This is a genomic window from Pseudomonas sp. NPDC086566 (assembly GCF_050280885.1).
GTDB lineage: Bacteria > Pseudomonadota > Gammaproteobacteria > Pseudomonadales > Pseudomonadaceae > Aquipseudomonas > Aquipseudomonas vlassakiae.
In genome coordinates this window covers 1-23,771 of the sequence record NZ_JBNNWD010000003.1, presented here as the reverse complement: position 1 = coordinate 23,771, position 23,771 = coordinate 1, and the positions used below count along the sequence as shown (strand labels likewise).

Below are 23,771 nucleotides of genomic sequence, written 5' to 3'. Positions count from 1 at the left end.
GTGCAGTTTGCGGCCGGCCCTGGGGGCCACGAATTCCGTAAACCTTATGAGATATCCCCATGACTCATCGCATCGTGATTGTCGGCGGCGGCGCCGGCGGCCTGGAACTGGCGACCCGCCTGGGTAAAAGCCTGGGCAAGCGCAAGCAGGCCGAGATCACCCTGGTCGACGCCAACCTCACGCACATCTGGAAACCCCTGCTGCACGAAGTGGCCGCCGGCTCGCTGAACTCCTCGGAAGACGAACTGAACTACGTGGCCCAGGCCAAGTGGAACCACTTCAACTTCCAGCTGGGGCGCATGAGTGGCCTGGACCGCGAAGGCAAGCAGATTCAGCTGGCCGCCACTCTCGATGAAGAGGGCCGCGAGTTGCTGCCTGCGCGCACCCTGGGCTACGACACCCTGGTCATCGCCGTGGGTTCCAACACCAACGACTTTGGCACCCTGGGCGCGGCGCAGCACTGCCTGTTCCTCGACACCCGCAAGCAGGCCGAGCGCTTCCATCAGCAGCTGCTGAACCACTACCTGCGTGCCCATGCCGGTGACGTGGCCAGCGAGCAGATCAGCGTGGCCATCGTCGGCGCTGGTGCCACCGGTGTGGAACTGGCCGCAGAGCTGCACCACGCGGCCCATGAACTGGCGGCCTATGGTCTGGACCGCATTCAGCCTAAGGACATGCACATCACCCTGATCGAGGCCGGCCCGCGCGTGCTGCCTGCATTGCCGGAGCGTATCAGCGTGCCGGTGCACAAGACCCTGGAGAAACTCGGGGTGAAAGTGATGACAAACGCGGCGGTCAGTGAAGTGACCGAGGATGGCCTGAAGACCAAGGATGGTGAAGTGATCCAGGCCAGCCTCAAGGTGTGGGCGGCAGGTATCCGTGCGCCGGGCTTCCTCAAGGACATCGATGGCCTGGAAACCAACCGCATCAACCAGCTGGTAGTGCGCCCTACCCTGCAGACCACCCGCGATGACAACATCTTCGCCTTCGGTGACTGTGCCGCGTGCCCGCAACCGGGCAGCGATCGCAACGTGCCACCACGGGCCCAGGCCGCGCACCAGCAGGCTTCGATGCTGGCGCAGAGCCTGAAGGCACGGCTGGAGAACAAGGCACTGCCAACCTACGCGTACAAGGACTACGGTTCGCTGGTGTCACTGTCGCGCTTCTCGGCGGTGGGCAACCTGATGGGGAACCTGATGGGCAGCGTGAAGCTGGAGGGCTGGCTGGCGCGGATGTTCTACGTGTCGTTGTACCGTATGCACCAGATGGCGTTGTACGGGTTCTTCCGCACCGCACTGATGATGCTGGGTAGCAAGATTGGCCGGGGCACCGAGCCGCGGTTGAAGCTGCACTGACCGACAACGAAGGGTCGCTTGGGCGGCCCTTCTTTTTGCACCTTTTTCGAGGCTAAAGAAAAAGGGCATCTCATTCGAGATGCCCTTTTTGCATGGTGGGTCGTGTAGGATTCGAACCTACGACCAATTGGTTAAAAGCCAACTGCTCTACCAACTGAGCTAACGACCCAAAAAATGGTCGGGGTGAGGGGATTCGAACTCCTGACATCCTGCTCCCAAAGCAGGCGCGCTACCGGACTGCGCTACACCCCGAGGTCTTGCTTAAAAAAAAGGGCACCTCATCGAGATGCCCCTTTTTACATGGTGGGTCGTGTAGGATTCGAACCTACGACCAATTGGTTAAAAGCCAACTGCTCTACCAACTGAGCTAACGACCCGGAAAATGGTCGGGGTGAGGGGATTCGAACTCCTGACATCCTGCTCCCAAAGCAGGCGCGCTACCGGACTGCGCTACACCCCGAGATTGGCTCCGCGACCTGGACTCGAACCAGGGACCCAATGATTAACAGTCATTTGCTCTACCGACTGAGCTATCGCGGAACTGAACTTCGGTACATCTTTACTACTTCGAAGCCTGTGTTAGCTTCGGACTCTTGAGCTTCGTCGCTTTCGCGTTGTCGCTGCTGAGGCCGGCTATTCTACATTCTTCGTTTTGCTTGTCAACCACTTTTTTTCATTCAACTTACTGATTTGTAAGTTGTTTTGCGGTCACCGATGTTGCTGGTGATTCGCTTAGTGCCTGACAACGCGGCGTATATTAGGGGCACTCGTTTTTTGATGCAAGCAGAAATTTCAAAAATTTCAGCAGGTTAGCCTGAAAGCCCGGAAAGCCCCGGATTTGCGGGGCCGGCACAGGTAAATGGGCAAAAAAAGCCCCGCCGAAGCGGGGCTCATTTGCAACACTGATCAGGCAAAGACGATTTCGTCGCCTTCCACCTTCGCGGTAATCGCCGTCCCCGGGAGGAACTTGCCAGCCAGGATCAACTGCGCCAACGGGTTTTCGATCCAGCGCTGGATGGCCCGCTTCAGCGGCCGTGCGCCATACACCGGGTCGTAACCCACGGCGATCAGCTTGTCCAAGGCCTCCGGGCTCAGGCTCAGCGACAGCTCGCGTTCCAGCAGGCGGCTGCGCAGGCGGCCAAGCTGGATCTCGGTGATGCCGGCGATCTGCTCGCGGCCCAGTGGCTCGAACACCACCACTTCGTCGATCCGGTTGATGAACTCCGGACGGAAGTGCGAACCCACCGCGTCCATCACCGCCGCACGCTGCGCCTCGCGGTCCCCCACCAGCTCCTGGATCTGTGCCGAGCCCAGGTTGGAGGTCATCACGATCACCGTGTTGCGGAAGTCCACGGTGCGGCCATGGCTATCAGTCAGGCGGCCGTCTTCCAGCACTTGCAGCAGCACGTTGAACACATCCGGGTGCGCCTTTTCCACTTCATCCAGCAGCACCACCGAGTACGGCTTGCGGCGCACGGCCTCAGTCAGGTAACCGCCCTCTTCATAGCCAACATAGCCTGGCGGAGCGCCGATCAGGCGAGCTACGGAATGCTTTTCCATGAACTCGGACATGTCGATGCGCACCATGGCCTCTTCGGTGTCGAACAGGAACTCGGCCAGCGCCTTGCACAGCTCGGTCTTGCCCACGCCGGTCGGGCCGAGGAACATGAACGAACCACTCGGCCGGTTCGGGTCGGACAGCCCGGCACGCGAACGGCGCACGGCGTTGGCAACCGCAGTCACTGCCTCGCCCTGACCGATCACCCGCTGGTGCAGCAGCTCTTCCATCTTCAGCAGCTTCTCACGCTCGCCTTCGAGCATCTTCGCCACCGGGATGCCGGTCCACTTGGATACCACTTCGGCAATTTCTTCCTCGGTGACCTTGTTGCGCAGCAGCTGATTTTCGGTCTTGCCGTGCTGGTCGACCATCTGCAGGCTGCGCTCCAGGTCAGGGATCACCCCGTACTGCAGCTCGGCCATGCGGCTCAGGTCGCCTTTACGACGAGCGGTTTCCAGTTCCTGACGGGCCTGCTCGATCTTTTGCTGGATCTGCGCCGAGCCCTGCACTTCGGCTTTCTCCGACGCCCAGATCTCTTCCAGGTCGGAATACTCACGCTCCAGCCGCTCGATTTCCTCGGTCAGCTTCTCAAGGCGCTTCTTGGCCGCCTCGTCTTCTTCCTTCTTCAGCGCCTGGGACTCCACCTTCAGCTGGATCAGGCGACGGTCGAGGCGGTCGAGCACTTCCGGCTTGGAGTCGATTTCCATGCGGATGCGGCTGGCCGCTTCGTCGATCAGGTCGATTGCCTTGTCGGGCAACTGACGGTCGGTGATGTAGCGGTGGCTGAGCTTGGCCGCGGCGATGATCGCGCCGTCGGTGATGGCCACCTTGTGGTGCACTTCATAACGCTCTTTCAGGCCACGCAGGATGGCGATGGTGTCTTCCTCGCTCGGCTCCTCCACCAGCACCTTCTGGAAGCGCCGCTCCAGCGCCGCGTCCTTCTCGATGAACTGGCGATATTCGTTGAGCGTGGTGGCACCAACGCAGTGCAGTTCGCCACGGGCCAGGGCCGGCTTGAGCATGTTGCCAGCGTCCATGGCGCCCTCGCCTTTACCGGCGCCGACCATGGTGTGCAGTTCGTCGATAAACAGGATGATCTGGCCTTCCTGCTTGGACAGCTCGTTGAGCAGGCCTTTGAGGCGCTCTTCGAACTCACCGCGGTACTTGGCCCCGGCGATCAGCGCGCCCATGTCCAGCGCCAGCAGGCGTTTGCCTTTCAGGCCATCGGGCACTTCACCATTGATGATGCGTTGGGCCAGGCCTTCGGCGATGGCGGTCTTGCCCACGCCAGGCTCACCGATCAGCACCGGGTTGTTCTTGGTTCGCCGTTGCAGCACCTGCACGGTGCGGCGGATTTCATCATCACGGCCAATCACCGGGTCAAGCTTGCCTTCTTCGGCGCGCTTGGTCAGGTCGACGGTGTACTTGTCCAGGGCCTGGCGTGACTCCTCGGCATTGGCATCATTCACTGCCGCACCGCCGCGCAGGTTGTTGATGGCGTTTTCCAGAGCCTTCTTGCTCACACCTTGGCTGAGCAGCAGCTTGCCGAGCTTGCTGTTCTCGTCCATGGCGGCGAGCAGTACCAGTTCGCTGGAAATGAACTGGTCGCCCTTCTGCTGGGCCAGGCGATCGGCCTGGTTGAGCAGGCGCGCCAAGTCCTGCGACATGTTCACGTCGCCAGTAGGATTCTGGATTTTCGGCAACTGGTCGAGTTCTTTCACCAATGCCTGGCGCAGGCTGTTGATATCGAAGCCGACCTGCATCAGCAGCGGCTTGATCGAACCGCCCTGCTGTTCGAGCAGCGCCTGTAACAGGTGCACGGGCTCGATGGCGGGGTGGTCCATACCAACGGCCAGGGACTGGGCATCGGATATTGCAAGCTGGAGCTTGCTGGTCAAACGGTCTATTCGCATGGGGTACCTTCCTTTAAAGGGCAGGTCGGAGCGATGGACAGCGCCTGTTTATGAAGAAACCTGCCTGAGATGCCTTAATAGATAAGGGTGATTCTGGAAGATTCAAGCTTAGCGGGGTTGACCGGGGTCAACCTGATGGATTAGCTGTGGCCCATTCGCGGGTAAACCCGCGAAGAGGCCAGTACAGGCTAGCGCGGGTCCAGCCAGACCAGCGAGGCGAAACGCCCCCCTTGCGGGGTACGGCGATAGGAGAAGAAACGGGCATCACTGACCGTGCAGTAACCTCCGCCATAAACAGCCGTCACCCCAAGCGCCGCCAGCCGAATGCGCGCCAGCTCATAGATGTCGGCCATCAACTTGCCCGGCCGTTCCCCGTCGACGAAAGCCCTGGCCGCTTCCGGATGCACGGCGGTAAAAGCATCGCGCACCTCCAGCCCCACTTCGAAAGCCTTGGGGCCGATCGCCGGCCCAAGCCACACCAGCACTTCTTCAGGCGCCACGCCCAGGCGATCCACTGTGGCCTCAAGCACGCCGCCCGCCAGCCCGCGCCAGCCAGCATGCGCGGCGGCCACCCGGGTGCCGGCGCGATCACAGAACAGCGCCGGCAGGCAATCGGCGGTCATCACGGTGCAGGCAATGCCAGGCTGGGCAGTCCAGCTGGCATCGGCTTCGGCCACCACGGCCGGGTCGGCATCCGCCACCACCAGGCCATGCACCTGCTTGAGCCAGGCTGGCTGGATGGTGAAGGCGTCACTCAGGCGACGGCGGTTCTCAGCAACCGCGACCGGGTCATCGCCCACGTGATCGCCGAGGTTGAAGGATTCATAGGGCGGCAGGCTGATGCCGCCTTCGCGGGTAGTGACGCAGGCGCGAACCGAGGCTGGGGCTGGCCAGTCGGGAAACAATAGCGACTGCGTCAGGCCACTCATCCGATAAAGCTCTCGCGGTCCTGGTTGAGCAGCGACAGCAACCAGACGAAGTCGTCCGGCAGCGGCGACTCCCACTTCATGATTTCACCGGTAATCGGGTGGGCCAACGCGAGGAAACGCGCATGCAGCGCCTGACGCGGGAAGGTCTTCACCGCCTCGACCATGGTTGGGCTGGCAGCTGGCGGAATGCGGAAGCGCCCGCCGTAGGTCTGGTCACCGACCAGCGGGAAACCGACATGGGCCATGTGCACGCGAATCTGGTGGGTACGGCCGGTTTCCAGCTTCACGCGCACGTGGGTGTGCGAGCGGAAGCGCTTGAGCACACGGTAGTGACTGACCGCCGGCTTGCCGCCGTCGGTTACCGCCATGCGCTGGCGCATGCCGCCGTGGCGACCGATCGGCGCATCGATCTTGCCGCCGGCGGTCACTACACCAATCACGATGCACTCGTAGATACGGCTGACTTTACGCGCTTGCATCTGTTCGACCAGCTTGGTCTGCGCCTGCAAGGTCTTGGCTACCACCATCAGACCCGTAGTGTCTTTGTCCAGGCGGTGAACGATACCGGCACGTGGCACGTTGACGATGTCCGGCACATGGTGCAGCAGCGCGTTGAGCAAGGTACCACTGGCATGCCCGGCAGCCGGGTGCACAACCAGCCCGGCAGGCTTGTTGATCACCATGATATGGTCGTCTTCGTAGACGATATCGAGTTCGATATCTTCTGCGATCCACTCACCCTGGGCCTCTTGCTCGGCCTCCAGAATAAGTTGCGAACCGCCGTGGACCGGGTCCCGAGGGCGCACGACGGCACCATCGACCGTCAGACGGCCCTCTTTGATCCACGAAGTAAGCCGCGAACGCGAATACTCGGCGAACAATTGGGCGGCGACCTGGTCGAGGCGTTGGCCGCCCAGTTCGGACGGTACCTCTGCGCTAAGTTGAATGATCTCGGACATGCTCGATTCGGCGGGCGCACAGCCTTTGGTTTCAGCTGCGAGCTTGTGGTTAAATACGGCTTCTTTTGTCCCGGGGTTGGCCGGGGCGCTCATCATAACAGGACGGCACCGCCCAAGACAGCGGCCGTCAAAGGGACGCAAGCCGCCATGCAAGTGAAACACCTGCTGCTGATCGCCATCCTCGGGCTCACCGCGGCCTGTTCCTCCAATAAGGAAGTCATTGACGAGAACCTCAGTGAGGCCGAGCTGTATCAACAGGCTCAGGCTGACCTGGACAACTCCAGCTATACCAGCGCCGTGAACAAGCTCAAGGCTTTGGAGTCGCGCTATCCGTTCGGCCGCTACGCCGACCAGGCGCAGCTCGAGCTGATCTACGCCAACTACAAGAACTCTGAGCCTGAGGCTGCCAAATCGGCCGCCGAGCGCTTCATCCGCCTGCACCCGCAGCACCCGAACGTCGACTACGCCTACTACCTCAAGGGCCTGACCTCGTTCGACCAGGACCGTGGCCTGCTGGCGCGCTTCCTGCCACTGGACATGACCAAGCGTGACCCGGGTGCCGCCCGCGACTCGTACAACGAGTTCGCCCAGCTGACCAGCCGCTTCCCCAACAGCCGCTACTCGCCGGACGCCAAGCAGCGCATGATCTACCTGCGCAACCTGCTGGCTTCCTACGAAATCCACGTGGCCGACTACTACTTGAGCCGCCAGGCCTACGTAGCCGCTGCCAACCGTGGCCGCTACGTGGTCGAGAACTTCCAGGAAACGCCATCGGTCGGCGACGGCCTGGCTATCATGGTCGAGTCGTACCAGAAGATGCACCTGGACGACCTGGCTGCCACCAGCCTGGAAACCCTCAAGCTCAACTACCCCGACCACCCGAGCCTGGTCGATGGCCAGTTCCAGCCCAAGCAGACCGAGTCTGACGGCCGCGGCTGGCTGTCCAAGGCGACCCTGGGCCTGATCGAGACCGACACCCCGCTGCCGCCGGGCGAAACCCGCGCCAACCAGGACGTGGTCAAGCAGTTCCAGGACGCCCGCGACGAGATGCCGCAAGAGCTGCTGCCGAAGGACGAGAACGGCGACCCGATCGTGCCGGCAGGCCCGAAGGAAGCTGAAAAAGACCGCTCTTGGTTCAGCTACATGACCTTTGGTCTGTTCGACTGACCCAAGCGCTATGAGAAAGGGAGGCCTGAGGCCTCCCTTTTTTTATGGTCGCGCCCTAGACTGTTGGCTCCTACAACCAACAAGCTGGACACCATGGTTCGCCTACTTTTCTGGATCGCCCTGATTGCCGCCGCGTTCTGGCTGTGGCGCAAGTTCAAAGTCAGTCAGCAGTCGCACTCCGAGCCCAAGCTCGATGCACCATTGAAGATGGTGCGCTGCGCCCACTGCGGCGTGCACCTGCCCGACGACCGGGCGCTGCAGCAAGGTAATGACTGGTATTGCAGCCAGGCGCACTTGCAGCAGGGGCCTGGCCGGTAAGGCTGAGGCTATCCCTGTTCAAGCCCTTTCGCGGGTGAACCCGCGAAGAGGCCCTCAGCCCAAACGCCCCTCTGGCGTATAAGGCGCAGGATCAATGATCGGCTCGGCCCCAGTCAGAAGGTCGGTGAACAGCTGACACGATGCTGGCGCCAGCACCAGCCCGTTGCGGTAATGCCCGCAGTTCAGCCACAACCCATCATGCCCAGGCACCGGCCCGATGTAGGGAATGCCTTCAGGCGAACCCGGCCGCAGCCCGGCCCAGTGCCCCACCACCGTGGCATCCTTGAGTTCTGGCAGCAGTTCGATGGCCGAAGCCTTGAGGCTGGCCAACGCGTCCTCGGTCGGGGTCTTGTCGTACCCGGCATGTTCCAGCGTACTGCCCACCAGAATGTGCCCGTCTCGACGCGGGATCGCATAGCGCCCCTTGGCCAGCACCATGCTCGGCAGGAAATCTTCGGCGCACTTGAACAGGATCATCTGGCCCTTCACCGGTTCGACCGGCAGCTCGAGCCCCAAGGTGCGCAGCAGATCACCGCTCCACGCGCCGGCACTGAGCACCACTTCATCCGCCTTGAGCACAGCGTCAGCCGTCTGTACGCCAGCCACGCGCCCGTTCTCATGAACGAAGCCGCTGACCTGGCAGTGCTCGCGCAGGGTCACGTTAGGCAGTGCCAGCAGCGCCGCCTTGAGCGACTTCACCAGCCGTGGGTTACGTACGTTGGCCACACCGGCCATGAAGATCGCACGCTTGAAGCCTGGGCCAAGCACGGGCACCGCATCGTAAGCGGCGGAGATATCCACAGCGCTGAGTGGCCGCCCTTCACGCTCGGCCCAGGCCAGCGCCTCGGCTTCGTCATCCAGATCGAGCCAGTACAGGCCTGTGGTGTGCACCTCGGGATCGAGGCCAGTGCTGGCGAACAGGCGTTCGCCCAGCTGTGGATAAAAATCCTGCGACCAGTGTGCCAGGGCGGTCACTGCCGGGCTGTAGCGCCAGGGGTACAACGGCGAGACGATACCACCACCGGCCCAGGACGACTCGCGGCCAACTTCACCCTGATCACACACCACCACCTGGCCCACCTTCGCCGCCAGGTTGAACGCGGTCAGCAGGCCGATCACCCCGCCGCCGACCACCACTACTTGCTTGCTCATCTGTCGATCCAACACCTGAAGTAATTCCGCGATGCCTGGGCACCATTCAACCTTCAGCTTCCCCAGCAGCGTTCACCGCTACCCGCTGCACCCGGATTGCTCTGCACGCCGGCCTGGTCGAGCTGGAAGTCGCCACAACGATCGTCGGCCATCAAGCCGTCGGGCAGCCGCCGGGCGGTCAGCGTGAAGGTGTCGCTGTCGCGTTGGGCCTGCAGGCGATAATGACGGTTGGCGGCGGGCAATTGCGGGTCGCCCTCGGCGTACTGGCCGGTGCGCACGCGGTGGCGCTCCAGGCGCAAGGCGGCATCATGCAGCAGGCCAACCACTTCGCTGCGTGCGGCTCGCCTGAGCTGGTCGCTGTAACTGGGGTAGGCAATGGCTGCCAGAATGCCGGTCACGGCCACGACAATCAACAACTCGATCAGGCTCATACCTTGCTGCATGTCAGTCCTCCCTCAGTCTTTGTCGCCAGAGAATGCGCTGGGGGGCTTGTGGTTGAGCGGTCGGGATGGCGTAAACGGCTTCCAGCACCTGACGGGCTGCCTGTTGCTCGCTGACGGCTGTTATTCGGTACAAGGTCACCTTTTCGCCCTCGGGCCTATGCGCCGCACGGTCGGTTTCACCCAGGTTCTGCAGGTGGAAGTAGCCGCCCTCGATGCTTTTCCATTGGCCTTGCAGACCGTGCGGGCGTGAAGGTGCTTGGCAGTCGCTGCACTGCTCCGGTGGTGAGCGTTGCAATTCATCGACGCCGGCCAGCAACACGGCCTCTGCTTGTTCAAATGCCAGCAGGCCATCACTCATGGCACCGGTCATTCGCGTTTCGTTCAGTGCGTCGCGTAAGGCTGATGCAGCAAGCAAAGCCAGCAGCAGGCTGAGTACCAGCGACAGCAGCAGAACCATTCCGCGTTGACGGTTCATGGGCTGGAAACCAGATTGCGCAGGGCCACGCTTATTTCATGCCGCTGCTCAAGTTGCAGTGTCGGTTCAAACAACGTCAGTCGCAGGTCTACCCTTCCCCCTTCGGGCGCTTCGACCTGCGTCACCTGCATCTCACGCACATGGTTGGCGAGCGGCTGAGCGTTGAAATAGAGAATTGAATCGCGCAGCTCGTAGCGATGGCGCCTGATCCGCACGGTCATGACCGCGCCCGTTTCCAAAGGAGGATTTTTGTACACGACGGCTTCATCACGACAGTTCGTCAGCAATGTCCAATCCGGCTTCCCTGCGTACCCGGATTCAGCGACCACCAACTCCAGGCTGGACGTGCGGATCACCAGTGGCTGCGCGAATGCCTGCCGAGCAAGCGGGTCCTGAAAGTCTCCGGGCCTCAGTTGCAGGCAACCGAACATGCCAGCCATTCGAATGTCCTGGGCCATGCGCAGCAAGGCCAGACGTGCGTCATCCTGGAGGCGCAACGCCGCGCCCTGAAGCCGCCATGCCTGATGGGCGGAAACGACCAGCTGACCGGCAGCCACCAACACCATCAGCCCGATCGCCAGCGCCAGCATCACCTCCAGCAACCCGAAGCCGACTTGCACGCGCTTCATGGCCTGCCCCGCTCGTGCTCGCTGTGCTCCGCCAACGCTGCCTGCCCTTCCCGCCGCGCACTGTCGGTGGCTTGCAATGCCTTGAGCTGCAAGGCGGCCGAAGCGAACATGCCCACTGCCACCACAACTACCGCCAACAGCACTTCCAAAAGCGTCATGCCCCGCTGTTTCTTGTGCATCCTTGCACCTCCTGCGACTTTTCCCGCAACTACCTTGAACTTGGACGTCTGGACCTCATGTCCAACGACCGTGAAGCTATAGCCAAGCACGTCCAGGGAGGATTGCACGGTGAAGCAACGTGGCGTAACACTGATTCAAATGATGTTTGCACTGGCCATGGCCGCCTTGCTGACACAACTCGGCATGCCGGCCTACGCCAGGTTGAGCGATGACCTGCACAGAGCTGCGGCAGCCCGGGATCTGGCCCAGGCACTGCGCAGCGCACGCAGCCACGCCATGCTGCAAGGCCAGCCTGTGCTTGTGCGACCGCTGGAAAATGATTGGGGCAAGGGGTGGACAGTTCAGCTCGAACACAATCAGCAAGTGCTGCGCGAACACCGGCTAACGCGTCCAATGAGAATTGTCGAAAACACCACGGGACAGGTGAAATTCAGTGCCTTAGGCATGCCGGTAGGACGAATTGGTGCGACGCTGGGCGTATGTGAGGGGTCTGCTGCGATCAGCAAATACCAGGTAGTGGTATCAAGGGCAGGACGAGTGGACCTGCGCGCAGATGAGACAGCAGACTCTCTGTGCGCAGGCCGCTGACTCAGATCAGCGAGCGAACCCGCAGCTCTTTGGGCATGGAGAACGTGATGTTCTCCGGCCGGCCGTCCAGCTCTTCGGCGCCAGTAGCGCCCCAGGCCTTGAGCTGTTCGATCACACCTTGCACCAACACTTCGGGGGCTGAAGCACCGGCAGTGATGCCCACCCGCGCCGCCTTCTCAAACCAGGCACGCTGCATGTCCTCGGCGCCATCGATCAGGTAGGCCGGGGTGCCCATACGCTCGGCCAGCTCGCGCAGGCGGTTGGAGTTGGAGCTGTTGGGGCTGCCAACCACCAGCAGTACATCGCTTTCGCTGGCCAGCTGCTTGACGGCATCCTGGCGGTTTTGCGTGGCGTAGCAGATGTCGTCCTTGCGCGGGCCGCCGATGTTCGGGAAGCGTGCGCGCAGGGCATCGATGACACGGCTGGTGTCGTCCATCGACAGCGTGGTCTGGGTGACGAAGGCCAGATGGTCCGGGTCATTCACCTGCAGCTGGGCAACATCGTCTTCGTCTTCGACGAGGTAGATGGCGCCGCCGTTGCTGGCATCGTATTGCCCCATGGTGCCTTCGACTTCCGGGTGCCCCTCGTGGCCGATGAGAATGCACTCACGACCATCGCGGCTGTACTTGGCCACTTCGATGTGCACCTTTGTGACCAGCGGGCAGGTCGCGTCGAACACCTTCAGGCCACGGCCAGCGGCTTCCTGGCGCACGGCCTGGGATACGCCGTGGGCGCTGAAGATGACGATGACATCGTCCGGCACCTGATCCAGTTCTTCAACGAAGATGGCCCCACGATTGCGCAGGTCTTCCACCACGAACTTGTTATGCACCACTTCGTGACGCACATAGATCGGCGGGCCGAACACTTCCAGCGCACGGTTGACGATTTCGATCGCCCGGTCGACCCCCGCGCAGAAGCCGCGCGGGTTGGCGAGTTTGATTTGCATGCTCGGCTCCAGGCTTACAGGGCCTTGACCTCGAGGATCTCCACCTCGAAGGTCAAGGTCTTGCCAGCCAGTGGGTGATTGAAGTCGATGGTCACCTGATTGTCATCGAATGCTTTGACCACACCAGGCAGCTCGGTGTTGGCGGCATCGTTGAAGATGATCAGCAGCCCTTCGGACAACTCCATGCCCTCGAACTGGGACCGCGGCATGACTTGCACGTTCTGCGGGTTGGGCTGGCCGAAGGCGTTCTCCGGGGCCACCACCACCGTGCGCTTGTCACCGGCCTTGAAGCCGAACAGGGCGCTCTCGAAGCCCGGCAGCAAGTTGCCGTCGCCGACCTTGAAGGTGGCCGGCGCTTTATCGAACGTGCTGTCGACGGTGTCGCCGTTTTCCAGGTGCAGCGCGAAGTGCAGGGTGACTTCGGTGTTCTGGCCGATACGGGTGTCAGTCATGGACCGGATCCTCGGACTTCTTGCTCTTGAACATATCCAGCGCCAGCATCACCGCACCAACGGTGATGGCGCTGTCGGCCAGGTTGAAGGCCGGGAAGTAATGGCGGTTCTGCCAGTGCACCAGGATGAAGTCGACCACATGGCCGAGCACGATGCGGTCGTACAGGTTGCCGATCGCACCGCCCAGTACCAATGCCAGCGCCACCGCCAGCCAGGTCTCGCCGCGCCCCAGGCGCTTGAGCCATACCACCAGCACCGCACTGACCACCACGGCGATCAGGGCGAACAGCCAGCGCTGCCAGCCAGCGCCATCGGCGAGGAAGCTGAAGGCGGCACCGGTGTTGTAGGCCAGGGTCCAGCTGAAGTAGTCCGGGATGACGACGATCTGCTGGTACATGGTCAGGGCGTTGTTGAAGTACAGCTTGGTGGCCTGGTCGAGGACCAGGACCAGCAAGCTCAGCCACAGCCATGCAAGGCGCCCGAAGCGCCCTGCTGCAGGGTTAGGCATAGTGGCGCACCTCACCCGAGCCGGTCAGGTTGTCGACGCAACGGCCACAGATTTCCGGGTGCTCCGGGTGGCTGCCGACGTCGGCGCGGAAGTGCCAGCAACGGCCGCACTTGACGTGACCGGACTTGACCACCTGCAGCTTGAGGCCTTCGACTTCGGTGGCCACGGCTTCGGCAGGCGCCTGGGCGAACGGCACTACGCTGGCGGCCGAAGTGATCAGCACGAAGCGCAGTTCGTCGCCCAGCTTGCTCAGGTCGGCACTCAGGCTTTCCTCGGCGAACAGGGTGACTTCGGCCTGCAGGTTGCCGCCGATGACCTTGGCGGTACGCTGGTTTTCCAGCTCTTTGTTGACCGCGGCCTTGACAGCCATCACGCGATCCCAGTAAGCGCGGTCCAGCTCGGTGCCTTCCGGCAGCTCGCTCAGGCCCTGGTACCAGCCGTTGAGCATCACCGACTCGTTGCGCTCGCCCGGCAGGTACTGCCAGATTTCATCGGCGGTGAACGCCAGGATCGGCGCGATCCAGCGCACCAGTGCCTCGCTGATGTGGAACAGCGCGGTCTGGCAGGAACGGCGGGCGACACTGTTGGCGCCAGTGGTGTATTGGCGGTCCTTGATGATGTCGAGGTAGAAGCCGCCCAGCTCCTGTACGCAGAAGTTGTGAATCTTCGAATAGACGTTCCAGAAGCGGTACTCGCCGTAGTGCTCTTCCAGCTCGCGCTGCAGCAGCAGGGTACGGTCCACCGCCCAGCGGTCCAGGGCGATCATTTCTTCCGGCTTCAGCAGGTCACGGGCCGGGTCGAAGCCGGACAGGTTGGAGAGCAGGAAGCGCGCGGTGTTGCGGATACGGCGGTAGGCATCGGCGCTGCGTTGCAGGATCTGCTCGGAAACCGCCATCTCGCCCGAGTAGTCGGTCGCCGAAACCCACAGGCGCAGGATGTCGGCACCCAGGGTGTTGTTGACCTTTTCCGGTTCGATGGTGTTGCCCAGTGACTTGGACATCTTGCGGCCGCTTTCGTCCACGGTGAAGCCGTGGGTCAGCAGTTCGCGATACGGCGCGTGGCCGTCGATGGCGCAACCGGTCAGCAACGACGAGTGGAACCAACCGCGGTGCTGGTCGGAACCTTCCAGGTACAGGTCGGCGCGCGGGCCGGTGGCATGGCCGATGTCGTGGGAGCCACGCAACACGTGCCAGTGGGTGGTACCGGAGTCGAACCAGACGTCCAGGGTATCGGAGATCTTGTCGTACTGGCCGGCTTCGTCACCCAGCAGCTCGGCGGCATCGAGCTTGAACCAGGCTTCGATGCCCTCTTGCTCGACGCGCTTGGCTACCGCTTCCATCAGCTCGACGGTGCGTGGGTGCAATTCGCCGGTCTGCTTGTGCAGGAAGAACGGGATCGGTACGCCCCAGTTGCGCTGACGCGAAATGCACCAGTCCGGGCGGTTGGCGATCATCGAATGCAGGCGCGCCTGGCCCCAGGCCGGGACGAACTTGGTGTCTTCGATGGCCTTCAGCGCGCGCTCGCGCAGAGGCTCGCCAGTGCTCGGCTGCTTGTCCATGCCGACGAACCACTGCGCAGTGGCGCGGTAGATCAGCGGAGTCTTGTGGCGCCAGCAATGCATGTAGCTGTGGCTGATGGTTTCGGTGTGCATCAGCGCGCCGACTTCGCTCAGCTTGTCGACGATTGCCGGGTTGGCCTTCCAGATGAACTGGCCGCCGAAGAACGGCAGCGACTCGACGTACACGCCGTTGCTCTGCACCGGGGTGAGGATGTCGTCGTTGACCATGCCGTAGCGCTTGCAGGTGACGAAGTCGTCTTCACCATAGGCTGGCGAGGAGTGAACAACGCCGGTGCCGGCACCCAGCTCGACGTAGTCAGCCAGGTAGACTGGCGACAGGCGGTCATAGAACGGGTGGCGGAAGTTGATCAGTTCCAGTGCCGAGCCCTGCGCGGTGGCGATCACCGTGCCTTCCAGGTTGTAACGCTTGAGGCACGACTCGACCAGCTCTTCGGCCAGCACCAGCAGGCGCTCGCCGGTGTCGACCAGGGCGTACTTGAACTCCGGGTGGATGTTCAGCGCCTGGTTGGCCGGGATGGTCCACGGAGTGGTGGTCCAGATCACGATGGCGGCAGGCTTGGCCAGCGACGCCAGGCCGAAGGCGGCAGCCAGCTTGGCCTCGTCGGCGACCGGGAAAGCCACGTCGATGGTCTGGGACTTCTTGTCGGCATATTCGACTTCGGCTTCAGCCAGGGCCGAACCGCAGTCGAAGCACCAGTTCACAGGCTTGAGGCCCTTGAACACGAAACCTTGCTTGACCATCTCGGCCAGGGCACGAATTTCACCAGCCTCGTTGGCGAAGTTCATGGTCTTGTACGGGTTGTCCCAGTCGCCCAGCACGCCCAGGCGGATGAACTCGGCCTTCTGCCCTTCGATCTGCTCGGCGGCGTACTCGCGGCACAGCTCGCGGGTGCGGTCGGCAGTCAGGTGCTTGCCGTGGGTGACCTCGACCTTGTGCTCGATTGGCAGGCCATGGCAGTCCCAGCCGGGCACGTACGGCGCGTCGAAGCCGGACAGGGTCTTGGAGCGGACGATCATGTCCTTGAGGATCTTGTTCAGCGCATGACCGATGTGAATCTTGCCGTTGGCATAGGGCGGGCCGTCGTGCAGGACGAACTTTGGACGATCCTTGCCAATTTCGCGCAGCTTCTGGTACAGGCCAATGCTGTCCCAGCGCTGCAGGATCTGCGGTTCGCGCTGAGGCAGGCCGGCCTTCATGGGGAAGGCGGTGTCCGGAAGGTTTAGCGTGGCTTTGTAGTCGGTCATTTCAGGCTCTTCGTTAGCGGTTGAGCGTGCCAATGTGCACGTGCGGCGGCGATATCCGCATCGATCGCCGACTTCAGCGCCTCCAGGGAGGCGAATCGCTGCTCTTCGCGCAGCTTGTGGTGGAATTCCACCGTCAGGCGCCGGCCATACAGATCGCCGGCATAATCCAGTAGATGTATCTCGAGGTGCGGGCGGCCGTCACCGGCCACCGTGGGGCGCACGCCAATGTTGCCCACACCCGGCCAGGCCTTGCCGTCGATGTCGATACTGGCCAGGTAGACCCCGGACAGCGGCACGCGGCGGCGTTTGAGCTGGATGTTGGCGGTTGGCGTGCCCAGCTGGCGAGCCAGCTTCTGGCCATGCAGCACACGGCCGCTGATACGGTATGGGCGGCCCAGCAGGTGCTCGGCCAGCTCGAAGTTGCCCGCGGACAGCGCCTTGCGCACTTCGGTGCTGCTGACCCGCAGGCCGTCCTGGATCACCGTGTTGGCGGCTTCGACGGTAAACCCGTACTGCTTGCCGGCAGCGACCAGGAAGGCGAAGTCACCGGCACGGTCACAGCCGAAGCGGAAGTCGTCGCCTACCTCAAGGTGGCGCACACCCAGGCCGTCGACCAGGATTGCCTTGACGAATGCATCGGCGCTGAGCTTGCTCAGGCGCTGGTTGAATGCCAGGCACAGCACCCGGTCGATGCCTTCGTCGGCCAGCAGCTCTACCTTGTCGCGCAGGCGCGCCAGGCGCGCGGGCGCGGTGTCCGGGGCGAAGTACTCGCGCGGCTGTGGCTCGAAGATGACAACGCAGGTCGGCAGGCCCAGCTCCTGGCCGCGCTCGCGCAGGCGCGCCAGGATCGCCTGGTGGCCGCGGTGAACCCCGTCGAAGTTGCCAATGGTGGCGACACAGCCCCGGTGCTCGGGGCGCAGGTTGTGAAGACCTCGAACCAGCTGCATAACGCGCTTCTTGCTCATAAAGTGGCCGATTATAACCACACCCGGGCGCTGGTGACAGGCAGCAGCGCCCAGGGGTGACGTGGAATGTGAAAAACCGACGTCTGACCCGCCATCTACTTCAATGCAGGGCCTTGCGGGCGAAATGCCGAGGCCGGAACCCACACAGGTACAGGCAACCGAAATAGGTCAGCACACCGGCCGCGATCAGCGCGCCCAGGCGCAGGAACCGCTCGAGCATGTTGCCCTGTTCCCAGGCCGGCAGGTAATGCATGCCCAGCAGCAACACCGCTACCATCAGCGTGACTGCCAGCACCAGCTTGAACAGGTACAGCGCCCAGCCCGGTTGCGGCTGGAACAACTGCTGGCTGCGCAGCTTCCAGAACAAGAGGCCCGCATTCAGGCACGCGCCCAGGCTGATCGCCAGGGCCAGGCCGGCGTGCTGCAGCGGGCCGATCAGTGCCAGGTTGAACAGCTGGGTGCAGACCAGGGTGAAGATGGCGATCTTCACTGGCGTACGAATATTCTGCTGCGCATAGAAGCCCGGTGCCAGTACCTTGACCAGAATGATCGCCAGCAGGCCGACCGAATAGGCGATCAGCGCGCGCTGGGTCATGGCCGCGTCGGTGGCAGTGAACTTGCCATACTGGAATAGCGCCACGGTCAGCGGCTCGGCGAGGACCGCCAGGGCCAGGGTGCACGGCAGCACCAGCAGGAAGCACAGGCGCAGGCCCCAGTCCATGATCCGCGAGTATTCCTCGCGGTCCTTGTTGGCGTAGGTCTTGGCCAGGGTCGGCAGCAGGATGGTGCCCAGGGCCACGCCCAGCACGCCCGAAGGCAGTTCCATGAGGCGGTCGGCGTAATACATCCACGACACCGAGCCGGCCACCAGGAAGGAGGCGAAGATCGTGTTGATGATCAGCGAAATCTGGCTCACCGAGACCCCGAGGATCGCCGGCAGCATCTGCCTGAGCACCCGCCACACGCCAGCGTCACGCAGGCTGATGCGCGGCAGCACGAGCATGCCGATCTTCTTCAGCGCCGGCAGCTGGTACAGCAACTGTGCCAGGCCTCCGACCAGTACGCCCCAGGCCAGGGCCATGATCGGCGGGTTGAAGTAAGGCGTGAGCAACACGGCAAAGATGATCATCGCCACGTTCAGCAAGGTCGGGGTGAACGCCGGAACGGAAAAGCGGTTCCAGGTGTTGAGGATCGCACCGGCCAGCGACGACAGTGAGATCAGCAATATATAAGGGAACGTCACGCGCAACAGGTCCGTGGTCAGCGCGTACTTCTCAGGGCTGTCGACGAAGCCCGGGGCCGTGGCCCAGACCACCCAGGGTGCAGCGAGGATGCCGACCGCCGTGACCAGTGCCAGCACCAGGGTCAGCAGGCCGCTGACGTAGGCGATGAAGGTCCGCGTCGCCTCCTCGCCCTGTTGGGTCTTGTATTCGGCCAGAATCGGCACGAACGCCTGGGAGAATGCCCCTTCGGCAAAGATCCGCCTGAGCAGGTTAGGCAGCTTGAAGGCGATGAAGAAGGCGTCGGTGGCGATACCGGCACCGAAGACTCGGGCCAGGATGGTGTCGCGCACGAAGCCCAGCACCCGCGAAATCATGGTGATGGAGCTGACTGCAGCGAGGGATTTGAGCAGATTCATCGAAAAGATTCACGCCAGGGACAGAGGGCGCTGCCAGACAGCGTCCGAATGTGCGATACTCCCGCGCCTTCGCAGGGGAGCCAAAAATTCCCGAGTTTACAGGTAGCACGGCAGAAAGGAATATTTCCCGCCTGTTGCTGCACCACTCGGCGGAACCCTGCAGGTGGCCTTGACATCCGGTCGACTCATCGGCATGATTCGCGGCCTATTTTGTTTGCTATTTACCTAAAGTCTTTCGAGGAGCTCGACGGTGGCCAACACACCTTCCGCCAAGAAACGTGCAAAACAGGCTGAGAAGCGTCGCAGCCACAACGCCAGCCTGCGTTCCATGGTCCGCACCTACATCAAGAATGTAGTTAAAGCCATCGACGCAAAAGACGCCGAAAAAGCGCAAGCCGCTTACGTTCTGGCTGTGCCTGTAATCGACCGTATGGCCGATAAAGGCATCATCCACAAGAACAAAGCTGCTCGCCACAAAGGCCGTCTGAATGGCCACATCAAGGCACTGAAAGAAGCTGCAGCTGCCTAAGCGACGTTCTTGTCGAAAAAACCGGCCCTAGGGTCGGTTTTTTTATGCCTGCGATTTCTTGCTGATACATCGCATTCATGCAGGAGCGGCCTTACCGGGGCGCCGGACCGGTCGGAAAGGGCCGCATAGCGGCCCCAGCTACATTGGATGCGAAGCTGACATCCTGGGGCTGCTACGCAGCCCGATCGCGACACAAGGCCGCTCCTACAGTTACTTCGCGATCTGGATCTTCGGCGCCCACTGCAGCCAGGCGTCCTCTGGCTGGTCGAACAAGGCGAAGGTCTGCTGCGGCCGGGCCGGGTTGCCCATCTGCTCGCCCTCGGGGGTGGCAAAGGCAATGCCGCCGTCGATGAGTGTTTGCAGCGACTCGGTACGCACCGTGGCGCCCTTGAACAAGCCCCAGTCAAAGCCGAAGCCACTGCTGTTCCAGAACCGGCTACCACCGCGCACCAGGGCGGCGTAACGCGGCTCGATCAGGATGTGGATCAACACACGGTCCGCAGTCTGGCCGAGCTCGAAACCAGTTACCTTGCCCACCGCCACCTCGCGATAGGTGACCGGCACGCCCGGCTTGATCGAACCACGGCGCGGTGCGCTCAAGGTCAACGGCAGGCCGACTTCCTCCCCTGCAACCTCAGGCGCCTCGCCCAGCGCTATGAAATCACGCTGCGGCCCCTTGTCCTTCACCGCTGGCTGCACTTCGATGTACTGGCCGCCAATCAAGGTATCGAGGTTCTCGGTACGCACCAGCCCAAGTTGCGGCTTGACCACCCAGAACTGCGTGCCTGTTCGGGCAATGCGATCCGCCGCTTCGGTGATACGCGCCCGCAGTACAACAGCTTGCAGGTCCTTGGTCAGGTCCACGCTTTCGACGCTGCCGACATCCAGCCCACGGAAGCGAATTGGCGTACCTGGCTTGAGGCCATCGGCCCGATCCACCCGGATAGTCACCAAGGTGCCCGTGCGGTTTACCGCCTCCTGGCTCTCCAGCAGACGGAAGCGCGGAATACGTCGCTTAAGCGCAACGTTGGGCGTTGGCGTATCGAAGGCGATACCACCCGCCATGAGCGTCTGCAACGACTCACTCTTGATCTTGATGCCGGACAGTCCGCCCGTCAGGGTAATACCGCTGACGTTCCAGAAACGCGAGGAGCCGTTGACCAGGTTTTCGTACTCCTTCTCGATGTGCACACCAATCAGGATACGCTTGCTGTTGCGGGCAAACTGGTAGCTCTGCACGCTGCCCACCTTGACCTGGCGATACATCACCGGGCTGCCGATCTCGAGCGAACCCAGGGTGTCGGCGAACAGCACCAGGTGCAGGCCTGGGGCCTTCAGGTCCAGCGGCGGCGCCTTGGCCCTGGCTTCGAATTCGCGCTGTGGCTTGGCGCCCTTCTCGCCGGGGCGAATGGCGATGTAGTTACCTTTTACCAACGCTTCCAGGCCGGTGATGCCAGCCAGGGAAATAGACGGCTTGACCACCCAGAACTGCGTACCTTCGACCAGATAGTCCTCAGTCAGCGGGTCCAGCGTCAGCTCGGCAGTGGCGCTGGCCAGGTTGTCTTCCATCTTCAGGGTTTTCAACGAGCCGACCTGGATACCCTTGTACATGACTGGCGTACGGCCGGCCTGAAGGCCTTCATAGTCGCTCAGCTTCACTTTGACACGGATACCCGCCTGGGCCGCGTCGAAGTCTTCATACAAGCGGAATGGCAGGCTCGGGTCAGTCGGCGGGCTGTCTTTGCGATACTCCGGCGTAGCGAAGGCAATGCCACCCGCCACAATGCTAGACAGCGACTCGCTGCGCACCTTCACACCTGACAGATCAGCATCGATACTGATGCCGCTGGCATTCCAGAAACGCGTGTGCTTGCGCACCAGGCTGGCGTAGGCCGGTTCGATGAACACCTTGACCTCGACAGTGCCCTGATCGTCGGACAGCCGATAGCTTTTCACCCGGCCAACCTGGATCTGCTTGTAGAACACCGGGCTGTCCCGATTGAGCGAGCCCAGGCGATCGGCCTTGAGGGTCAGGTGCAGGCCAGGCTCGCTGTCTGACAGCGGTGGCGCGACCTTCAGCGCGGTAAAGCGCTTGGTCGGTTCCCCTTCCCCCGGGCTGACCGCGATGTAATTGCCGGATACCAGTGTTTCCAGGCCTGAAATACCCGCCAGGCTGACACTTGGCTTGACCAGCCAGAACCGCGTGCCCTTGGTCAGGTGCGGCTCGGCGGCCTTGTTCATCTCGATGGTAGCGATCACCCCCTGGTTCTCGCCCTTGGCATCGAGCACAAGTTTCGTCACCTTGCCGACAGGCATGCCCTTGAAGATCACCTCGGTCTTGTTGGCGACGATTCCTTCGCCGGTCTCGAAACGGACTTCGATCTCCACGCCAGCGTCGCGGTAGGCCTGCCAGGCCAACCAGCCACCGATCATGAGCGCGATCAGCGGCAGAATCCAGATGGCCGACCAGTTGGAGGCAGGGCGGGTTTTGGCCGTTGGCATGTCACTCATGGTCGTCATCCGACTCCGTGTTATCCCAGATCAGTCGGGGATCGAAAGTTAAAGCAGCAAGCATCGTGAGGATCACCACAGTAGCGAAGGCGACAGCGCCCAGGTTGGCTTCGACACTGGCGATACGGCCGAAATTCACCACTGCCACCAGAATGGCGATGACGAAGATATCCAGCATGGACCAGCGCCCTATGAACTCGATGAAGCGGTACATCAGAATCCGTTGCCTTGCTGACAGCGGCTGGCGACGCTGAACCGAATACAGCAACAGGCCGATACCCACCAGCTTGAAGGTAGGTACCAGAATGCTGGCAATGAACACCACGGCGGCAATTGGCAACATGCCGTGCTTGAGCAAGGTGATGACGCCGGACATGATGGTGTCGCCACTCCCCTGCCCCAAGGTGCTGACCGTCATGATCGGCAACAGGTTGGCCGGGATGTAGAGGATCGAGGCGGTGATCAACAGCGCCCAGGTGCGGATGATGCTGTTGGGTCGCCGCGCGTGCACGACGGCACCGCAGCGCGTACAGGTTTGCGAGTCGCTCTCTGCATCCTGACGGTTAAGCTCATGACATTCATTGCAGACCAGGATGCCTGCATCAATCGCCCGCATGTAGATCCTCCCCTGACAACGCACTCCAGATCTGGTGTGGCGACATCACCACTTCGAGCCAGACCTGGACCAGCAACAGGCTGATGAAGCAGAACAGACCCAGGCCAATGGTCAGTTCGGCCAGATCCACGAGTTTGACGATTGCCACCAACACGCCCATGAAATAGACCTCGAGCATGCCCCAGTCACGCAGGTGGTGATAAAAGCGGTAGAACACCAGCCCGTAATCACGCCCCACATTGAGGCGAATGCTCAACAACACGGCCAGTTGGCACAGCAGCTTGAGCAGTGGAATGGCCATGCTGCAAAGGAACACCACCACGGCAACGCCGCGCATCTCTGAGTTGTACAGGCCCAACACACCACTCCAGACAGTATCGTCCGAAGTCTGGCCGAGCAGGTGCAACTGCATGATTGGCAGGAAGTTGGCCGGTATGAACAGCAGCAAGGCCGTCAACACCAAGGCCAGGCTGCGGTTGACCACATTGTGCCTGTGGGCATACAACTCGTAGCCACAACGCGGGCATTGGGCTTTTTCGCCATGCTGCAGCACCGGCTTGCGCATCAGCAGGTCGCACTCGTGACAGGCGACCAGTTGGCCCAATGGCAACTGCTCCAAGGCTTGGGTTTGAACGGGATCGGGCATATCGAGATTCTGAATAGGTACGTCGGCTCTATTCTAGTGTTCCTGGCTCGAAATGTGGGAGACGGCTAATGCTTGGCAGGGGCCCAGAAATGATCCAGAAAGACAAAACCCCTACCTGCATGCGCAGATAGGGGTTTTGCGAAATGAATCTTGACGATGACCTACTCTCACATGGGGAAACCCCACACTACCATCGGCGATGCATCGTTTCACTGCTGAGTTCGGGATGGGATCAGGTGGTTCCAATGCTCTATGGTCGTCAAGAAATTCTGTTGCCAGAATGTCCGTTGAACACTCTTGGCTAATTCGGATATGTGAATTTGTGGTTGCGAACTTTCGGTTCGTGTCATCTTCACCACCGCAATCTGCGCTAGCAAATTGCTTGGGTGTTATATGGTCAAGCCTCACGGGCAATTAGTATTGGTTAGCTCAACGCCTCACAGCGCTTACACACCCAACCTATCAA

At 61.8% G+C, this 23,771-nt stretch carries 22 protein-coding genes, 5 tRNA genes and 2 rRNA genes; 5 read left to right on the top strand and 24 right to left on the bottom strand.

What is annotated here, in order from left to right; genetic code table 11:
• The first annotated feature begins 59 nt into the window (after window positions 1–59).
• Window positions 60–1,355: an NAD(P)/FAD-dependent oxidoreductase gene (locus ACQKPS_RS07305; RefSeq protein WP_254483060.1), complete on the top strand. Its 1,296-nt coding sequence runs from the start codon at window positions 60–62 to the stop codon at window positions 1,353–1,355.
• 93 nt (window positions 1,356–1,448) lie between these two features.
• On the opposite strand, the gene ACQKPS_RS07300 is transcribed toward ACQKPS_RS07305, so the two are convergent.
• From ACQKPS_RS07300 to rluD, 8 genes are all read right to left on the bottom strand, one after another.
• A tRNA-Lys gene (locus ACQKPS_RS07300) sits at window positions 1,449–1,524 on the bottom strand.
• A gap of 6 nt (window positions 1,525–1,530) precedes the next feature.
• Window positions 1,531–1,607: transfer RNA gene (locus ACQKPS_RS07295), tRNA-Pro, on the bottom strand.
• Window positions 1,608–1,656: 49 nt separating this feature from the next.
• A tRNA-Lys gene (locus tag ACQKPS_RS07290) sits at window positions 1,657–1,732 on the bottom strand.
• A 6-nt stretch (window positions 1,733–1,738) separates the two neighbouring features.
• Window positions 1,739–1,815 (bottom strand) — tRNA-Pro (locus ACQKPS_RS07285).
• Between the two features lie 4 nt (window positions 1,816–1,819).
• A tRNA-Asn gene (locus ACQKPS_RS07280) sits at window positions 1,820–1,895 on the bottom strand.
• 366 nt (window positions 1,896–2,261) lie between these two features.
• Window positions 2,262–4,826 (bottom strand): ATP-dependent chaperone ClpB, encoded by a 2,565-nt coding sequence (gene clpB, locus ACQKPS_RS07275; RefSeq protein ID WP_254483059.1) that lies wholly within the window; start codon window positions 4,824–4,826, stop codon window positions 2,262–2,264.
• Window positions 4,827–5,014: 188 nt separating this feature from the next.
• Entirely contained in the window at window positions 5,015–5,755 is a 741-nt protein-coding gene (gene pgeF, locus ACQKPS_RS07270; protein WP_254483058.1) for a peptidoglycan editing factor PgeF, read from the bottom strand.
• Window positions 5,752–6,714 (bottom strand): 23S rRNA pseudouridine(1911/1915/1917) synthase RluD, encoded by a 963-nt coding sequence (gene rluD / locus ACQKPS_RS07265; protein WP_027918228.1) that lies wholly within the window; start codon window positions 6,712–6,714, stop codon window positions 5,752–5,754. Before rluD ends, pgeF begins: the two co-directional genes overlap by 4 nt.
• A gap of 147 nt (window positions 6,715–6,861) precedes the next feature.
• Between rluD and ACQKPS_RS07260 the strand changes: the two genes are divergently transcribed.
• Together ACQKPS_RS07260 and ACQKPS_RS07255 are read left to right on the top strand one after the other, a co-directional pair.
• Window positions 6,862–7,881 carry an outer membrane protein assembly factor BamD gene (locus ACQKPS_RS07260; RefSeq protein WP_176510280.1) on the top strand — a complete coding sequence of 340 codons (1,020 nt, stop codon included), beginning with the start codon at window positions 6,862–6,864 and terminating at the stop codon, window positions 7,879–7,881.
• A gap of 93 nt (window positions 7,882–7,974) precedes the next feature.
• Window positions 7,975–8,199 carry a PP0621 family protein gene (locus ACQKPS_RS07255; protein ID WP_159412196.1) on the top strand — a complete coding sequence of 75 codons (225 nt, stop codon included), beginning with the start codon at window positions 7,975–7,977 and terminating at the stop codon, window positions 8,197–8,199.
• Window positions 8,200–8,253: 54 nt separating this feature from the next.
• On the opposite strand, the gene thiO is transcribed toward ACQKPS_RS07255, so the two are convergent.
• From thiO to ACQKPS_RS07230, 5 genes are read right to left on the bottom strand one after another with little or no spacing between them, the layout of a single operon-like run.
• Window positions 8,254–9,351, bottom strand: a complete 1,098-nt coding sequence (thiO, locus tag ACQKPS_RS07250) for a glycine oxidase ThiO (RefSeq protein ID WP_427603367.1) — start codon at window positions 9,349–9,351, stop codon at window positions 8,254–8,256.
• 53 nt (window positions 9,352–9,404) lie between these two features.
• Entirely contained in the window at window positions 9,405–9,794 is a 390-nt protein-coding gene (locus ACQKPS_RS07245) for a type IV pilin protein (RefSeq protein WP_283725423.1), read from the bottom strand.
• Between the two features lies 1 nt (window position 9,795).
• Window positions 9,796–10,269, bottom strand: coding sequence for a hypothetical protein (locus ACQKPS_RS07240; RefSeq protein ID WP_427603365.1), 474 nt, complete (start codon window positions 10,267–10,269; stop codon window positions 9,796–9,798).
• On the bottom strand, window positions 10,266–10,898 hold the full coding sequence (locus tag ACQKPS_RS07235; RefSeq protein ID WP_254483050.1) for a PilW family protein: 633 nt from the start codon (window positions 10,896–10,898) through the stop codon (window positions 10,266–10,268). Before ACQKPS_RS07235 ends, ACQKPS_RS07240 begins: the two co-directional genes overlap by 4 nt.
• The gene (locus ACQKPS_RS07230; protein WP_254483049.1) at window positions 10,895–11,077 is read right to left on the bottom strand and encodes a prepilin-type N-terminal cleavage/methylation domain-containing protein; all 183 of its coding nucleotides are present in this window, start codon (window positions 11,075–11,077) and stop codon (window positions 10,895–10,897) included. The genes ACQKPS_RS07235 and ACQKPS_RS07230 overlap by 4 nt, the downstream gene beginning before the upstream one ends.
• A gap of 109 nt (window positions 11,078–11,186) precedes the next feature.
• Between ACQKPS_RS07230 and ACQKPS_RS07225 the strand changes: the two genes are divergently transcribed.
• Window positions 11,187–11,666, top strand: coding sequence for a GspH/FimT family pseudopilin (locus tag ACQKPS_RS07225; protein WP_254483048.1), 480 nt, complete (start codon window positions 11,187–11,189; stop codon window positions 11,664–11,666).
• Between the two features lies 1 nt (window position 11,667).
• Here ACQKPS_RS07225 and ispH read toward each other — a convergent pair whose 3' ends face one another.
• The 6 genes from ispH to murJ all read right to left on the bottom strand — a co-directional run bounded on the left by ispH (window position 11,668) and on the right by murJ (window position 19,003).
• On the bottom strand, window positions 11,668–12,615 hold the full coding sequence (ispH, locus tag ACQKPS_RS07220) for a 4-hydroxy-3-methylbut-2-enyl diphosphate reductase (protein ID WP_254483047.1): 948 nt from the start codon (window positions 12,613–12,615) through the stop codon (window positions 11,668–11,670).
• Window positions 12,616–12,629: 14 nt separating this feature from the next.
• Window positions 12,630–13,067 carry an FKBP-type peptidyl-prolyl cis-trans isomerase gene (gene fkpB / locus ACQKPS_RS07215; RefSeq protein ID WP_103445784.1) on the bottom strand — a complete coding sequence of 146 codons (438 nt, stop codon included), beginning with the start codon at window positions 13,065–13,067 and terminating at the stop codon, window positions 12,630–12,632.
• Complete coding sequence (lspA, locus tag ACQKPS_RS07210) at window positions 13,060–13,575, bottom strand: signal peptidase II (protein WP_054886101.1); 516 nt, start codon at window positions 13,573–13,575, stop codon at window positions 13,060–13,062. The genes fkpB and lspA overlap by 8 nt, the downstream gene beginning before the upstream one ends.
• Window positions 13,568–16,399 carry an isoleucine--tRNA ligase gene (ileS, locus tag ACQKPS_RS07205; protein WP_254483045.1) on the bottom strand — a complete coding sequence of 944 codons (2,832 nt, stop codon included), beginning with the start codon at window positions 16,397–16,399 and terminating at the stop codon, window positions 13,568–13,570. Before ileS ends, lspA begins: the two co-directional genes overlap by 8 nt.
• Complete coding sequence (gene ribF / locus ACQKPS_RS07200) at window positions 16,396–17,346, bottom strand: bifunctional riboflavin kinase/FAD synthetase (RefSeq protein ID WP_427603361.1); 951 nt, start codon at window positions 17,344–17,346, stop codon at window positions 16,396–16,398. Before ribF ends, ileS begins: the two co-directional genes overlap by 4 nt.
• A gap of 118 nt (window positions 17,347–17,464) precedes the next feature.
• The gene (gene murJ / locus ACQKPS_RS07195) at window positions 17,465–19,003 is read right to left on the bottom strand and encodes a murein biosynthesis integral membrane protein MurJ (RefSeq protein ID WP_427603359.1); all 1,539 of its coding nucleotides are present in this window, start codon (window positions 19,001–19,003) and stop codon (window positions 17,465–17,467) included.
• A gap of 250 nt (window positions 19,004–19,253) precedes the next feature.
• Here murJ and rpsT point away from each other — a divergent pair, with 250 nt between their 5' ends.
• Window positions 19,254–19,532, top strand: a complete 279-nt coding sequence (gene rpsT, locus ACQKPS_RS07190) for a 30S ribosomal protein S20 (RefSeq protein WP_003247625.1) — start codon at window positions 19,254–19,256, stop codon at window positions 19,530–19,532.
• 210 nt (window positions 19,533–19,742) lie between these two features.
• On the opposite strand, the gene ACQKPS_RS07185 is transcribed toward rpsT, so the two are convergent.
• From ACQKPS_RS07185 to ACQKPS_RS07165, 5 genes are all read right to left on the bottom strand, one after another.
• Window positions 19,743–22,043 carry a PqiB family protein gene (locus tag ACQKPS_RS07185; protein WP_254483042.1) on the bottom strand — a complete coding sequence of 767 codons (2,301 nt, stop codon included), beginning with the start codon at window positions 22,041–22,043 and terminating at the stop codon, window positions 19,743–19,745.
• Window positions 22,036–22,659 carry a paraquat-inducible protein A gene (locus ACQKPS_RS07180; RefSeq protein ID WP_027918212.1) on the bottom strand — a complete coding sequence of 208 codons (624 nt, stop codon included), beginning with the start codon at window positions 22,657–22,659 and terminating at the stop codon, window positions 22,036–22,038. Before ACQKPS_RS07180 ends, ACQKPS_RS07185 begins: the two co-directional genes overlap by 8 nt.
• Complete coding sequence (locus tag ACQKPS_RS07175; RefSeq protein ID WP_427603356.1) at window positions 22,646–23,305, bottom strand: paraquat-inducible protein A; 660 nt, start codon at window positions 23,303–23,305, stop codon at window positions 22,646–22,648. Before ACQKPS_RS07175 ends, ACQKPS_RS07180 begins: the two co-directional genes overlap by 14 nt.
• Window positions 23,306–23,453: 148 nt before the next feature.
• Window positions 23,454–23,569: ribosomal RNA gene (gene rrf, locus ACQKPS_RS07170) — 5S ribosomal RNA — on the bottom strand.
• 129 nt (window positions 23,570–23,698) lie between these two features.
• Window positions 23,699–23,771: ribosomal RNA gene (locus tag ACQKPS_RS07165) — 23S ribosomal RNA — on the bottom strand; the annotation flags it as partial.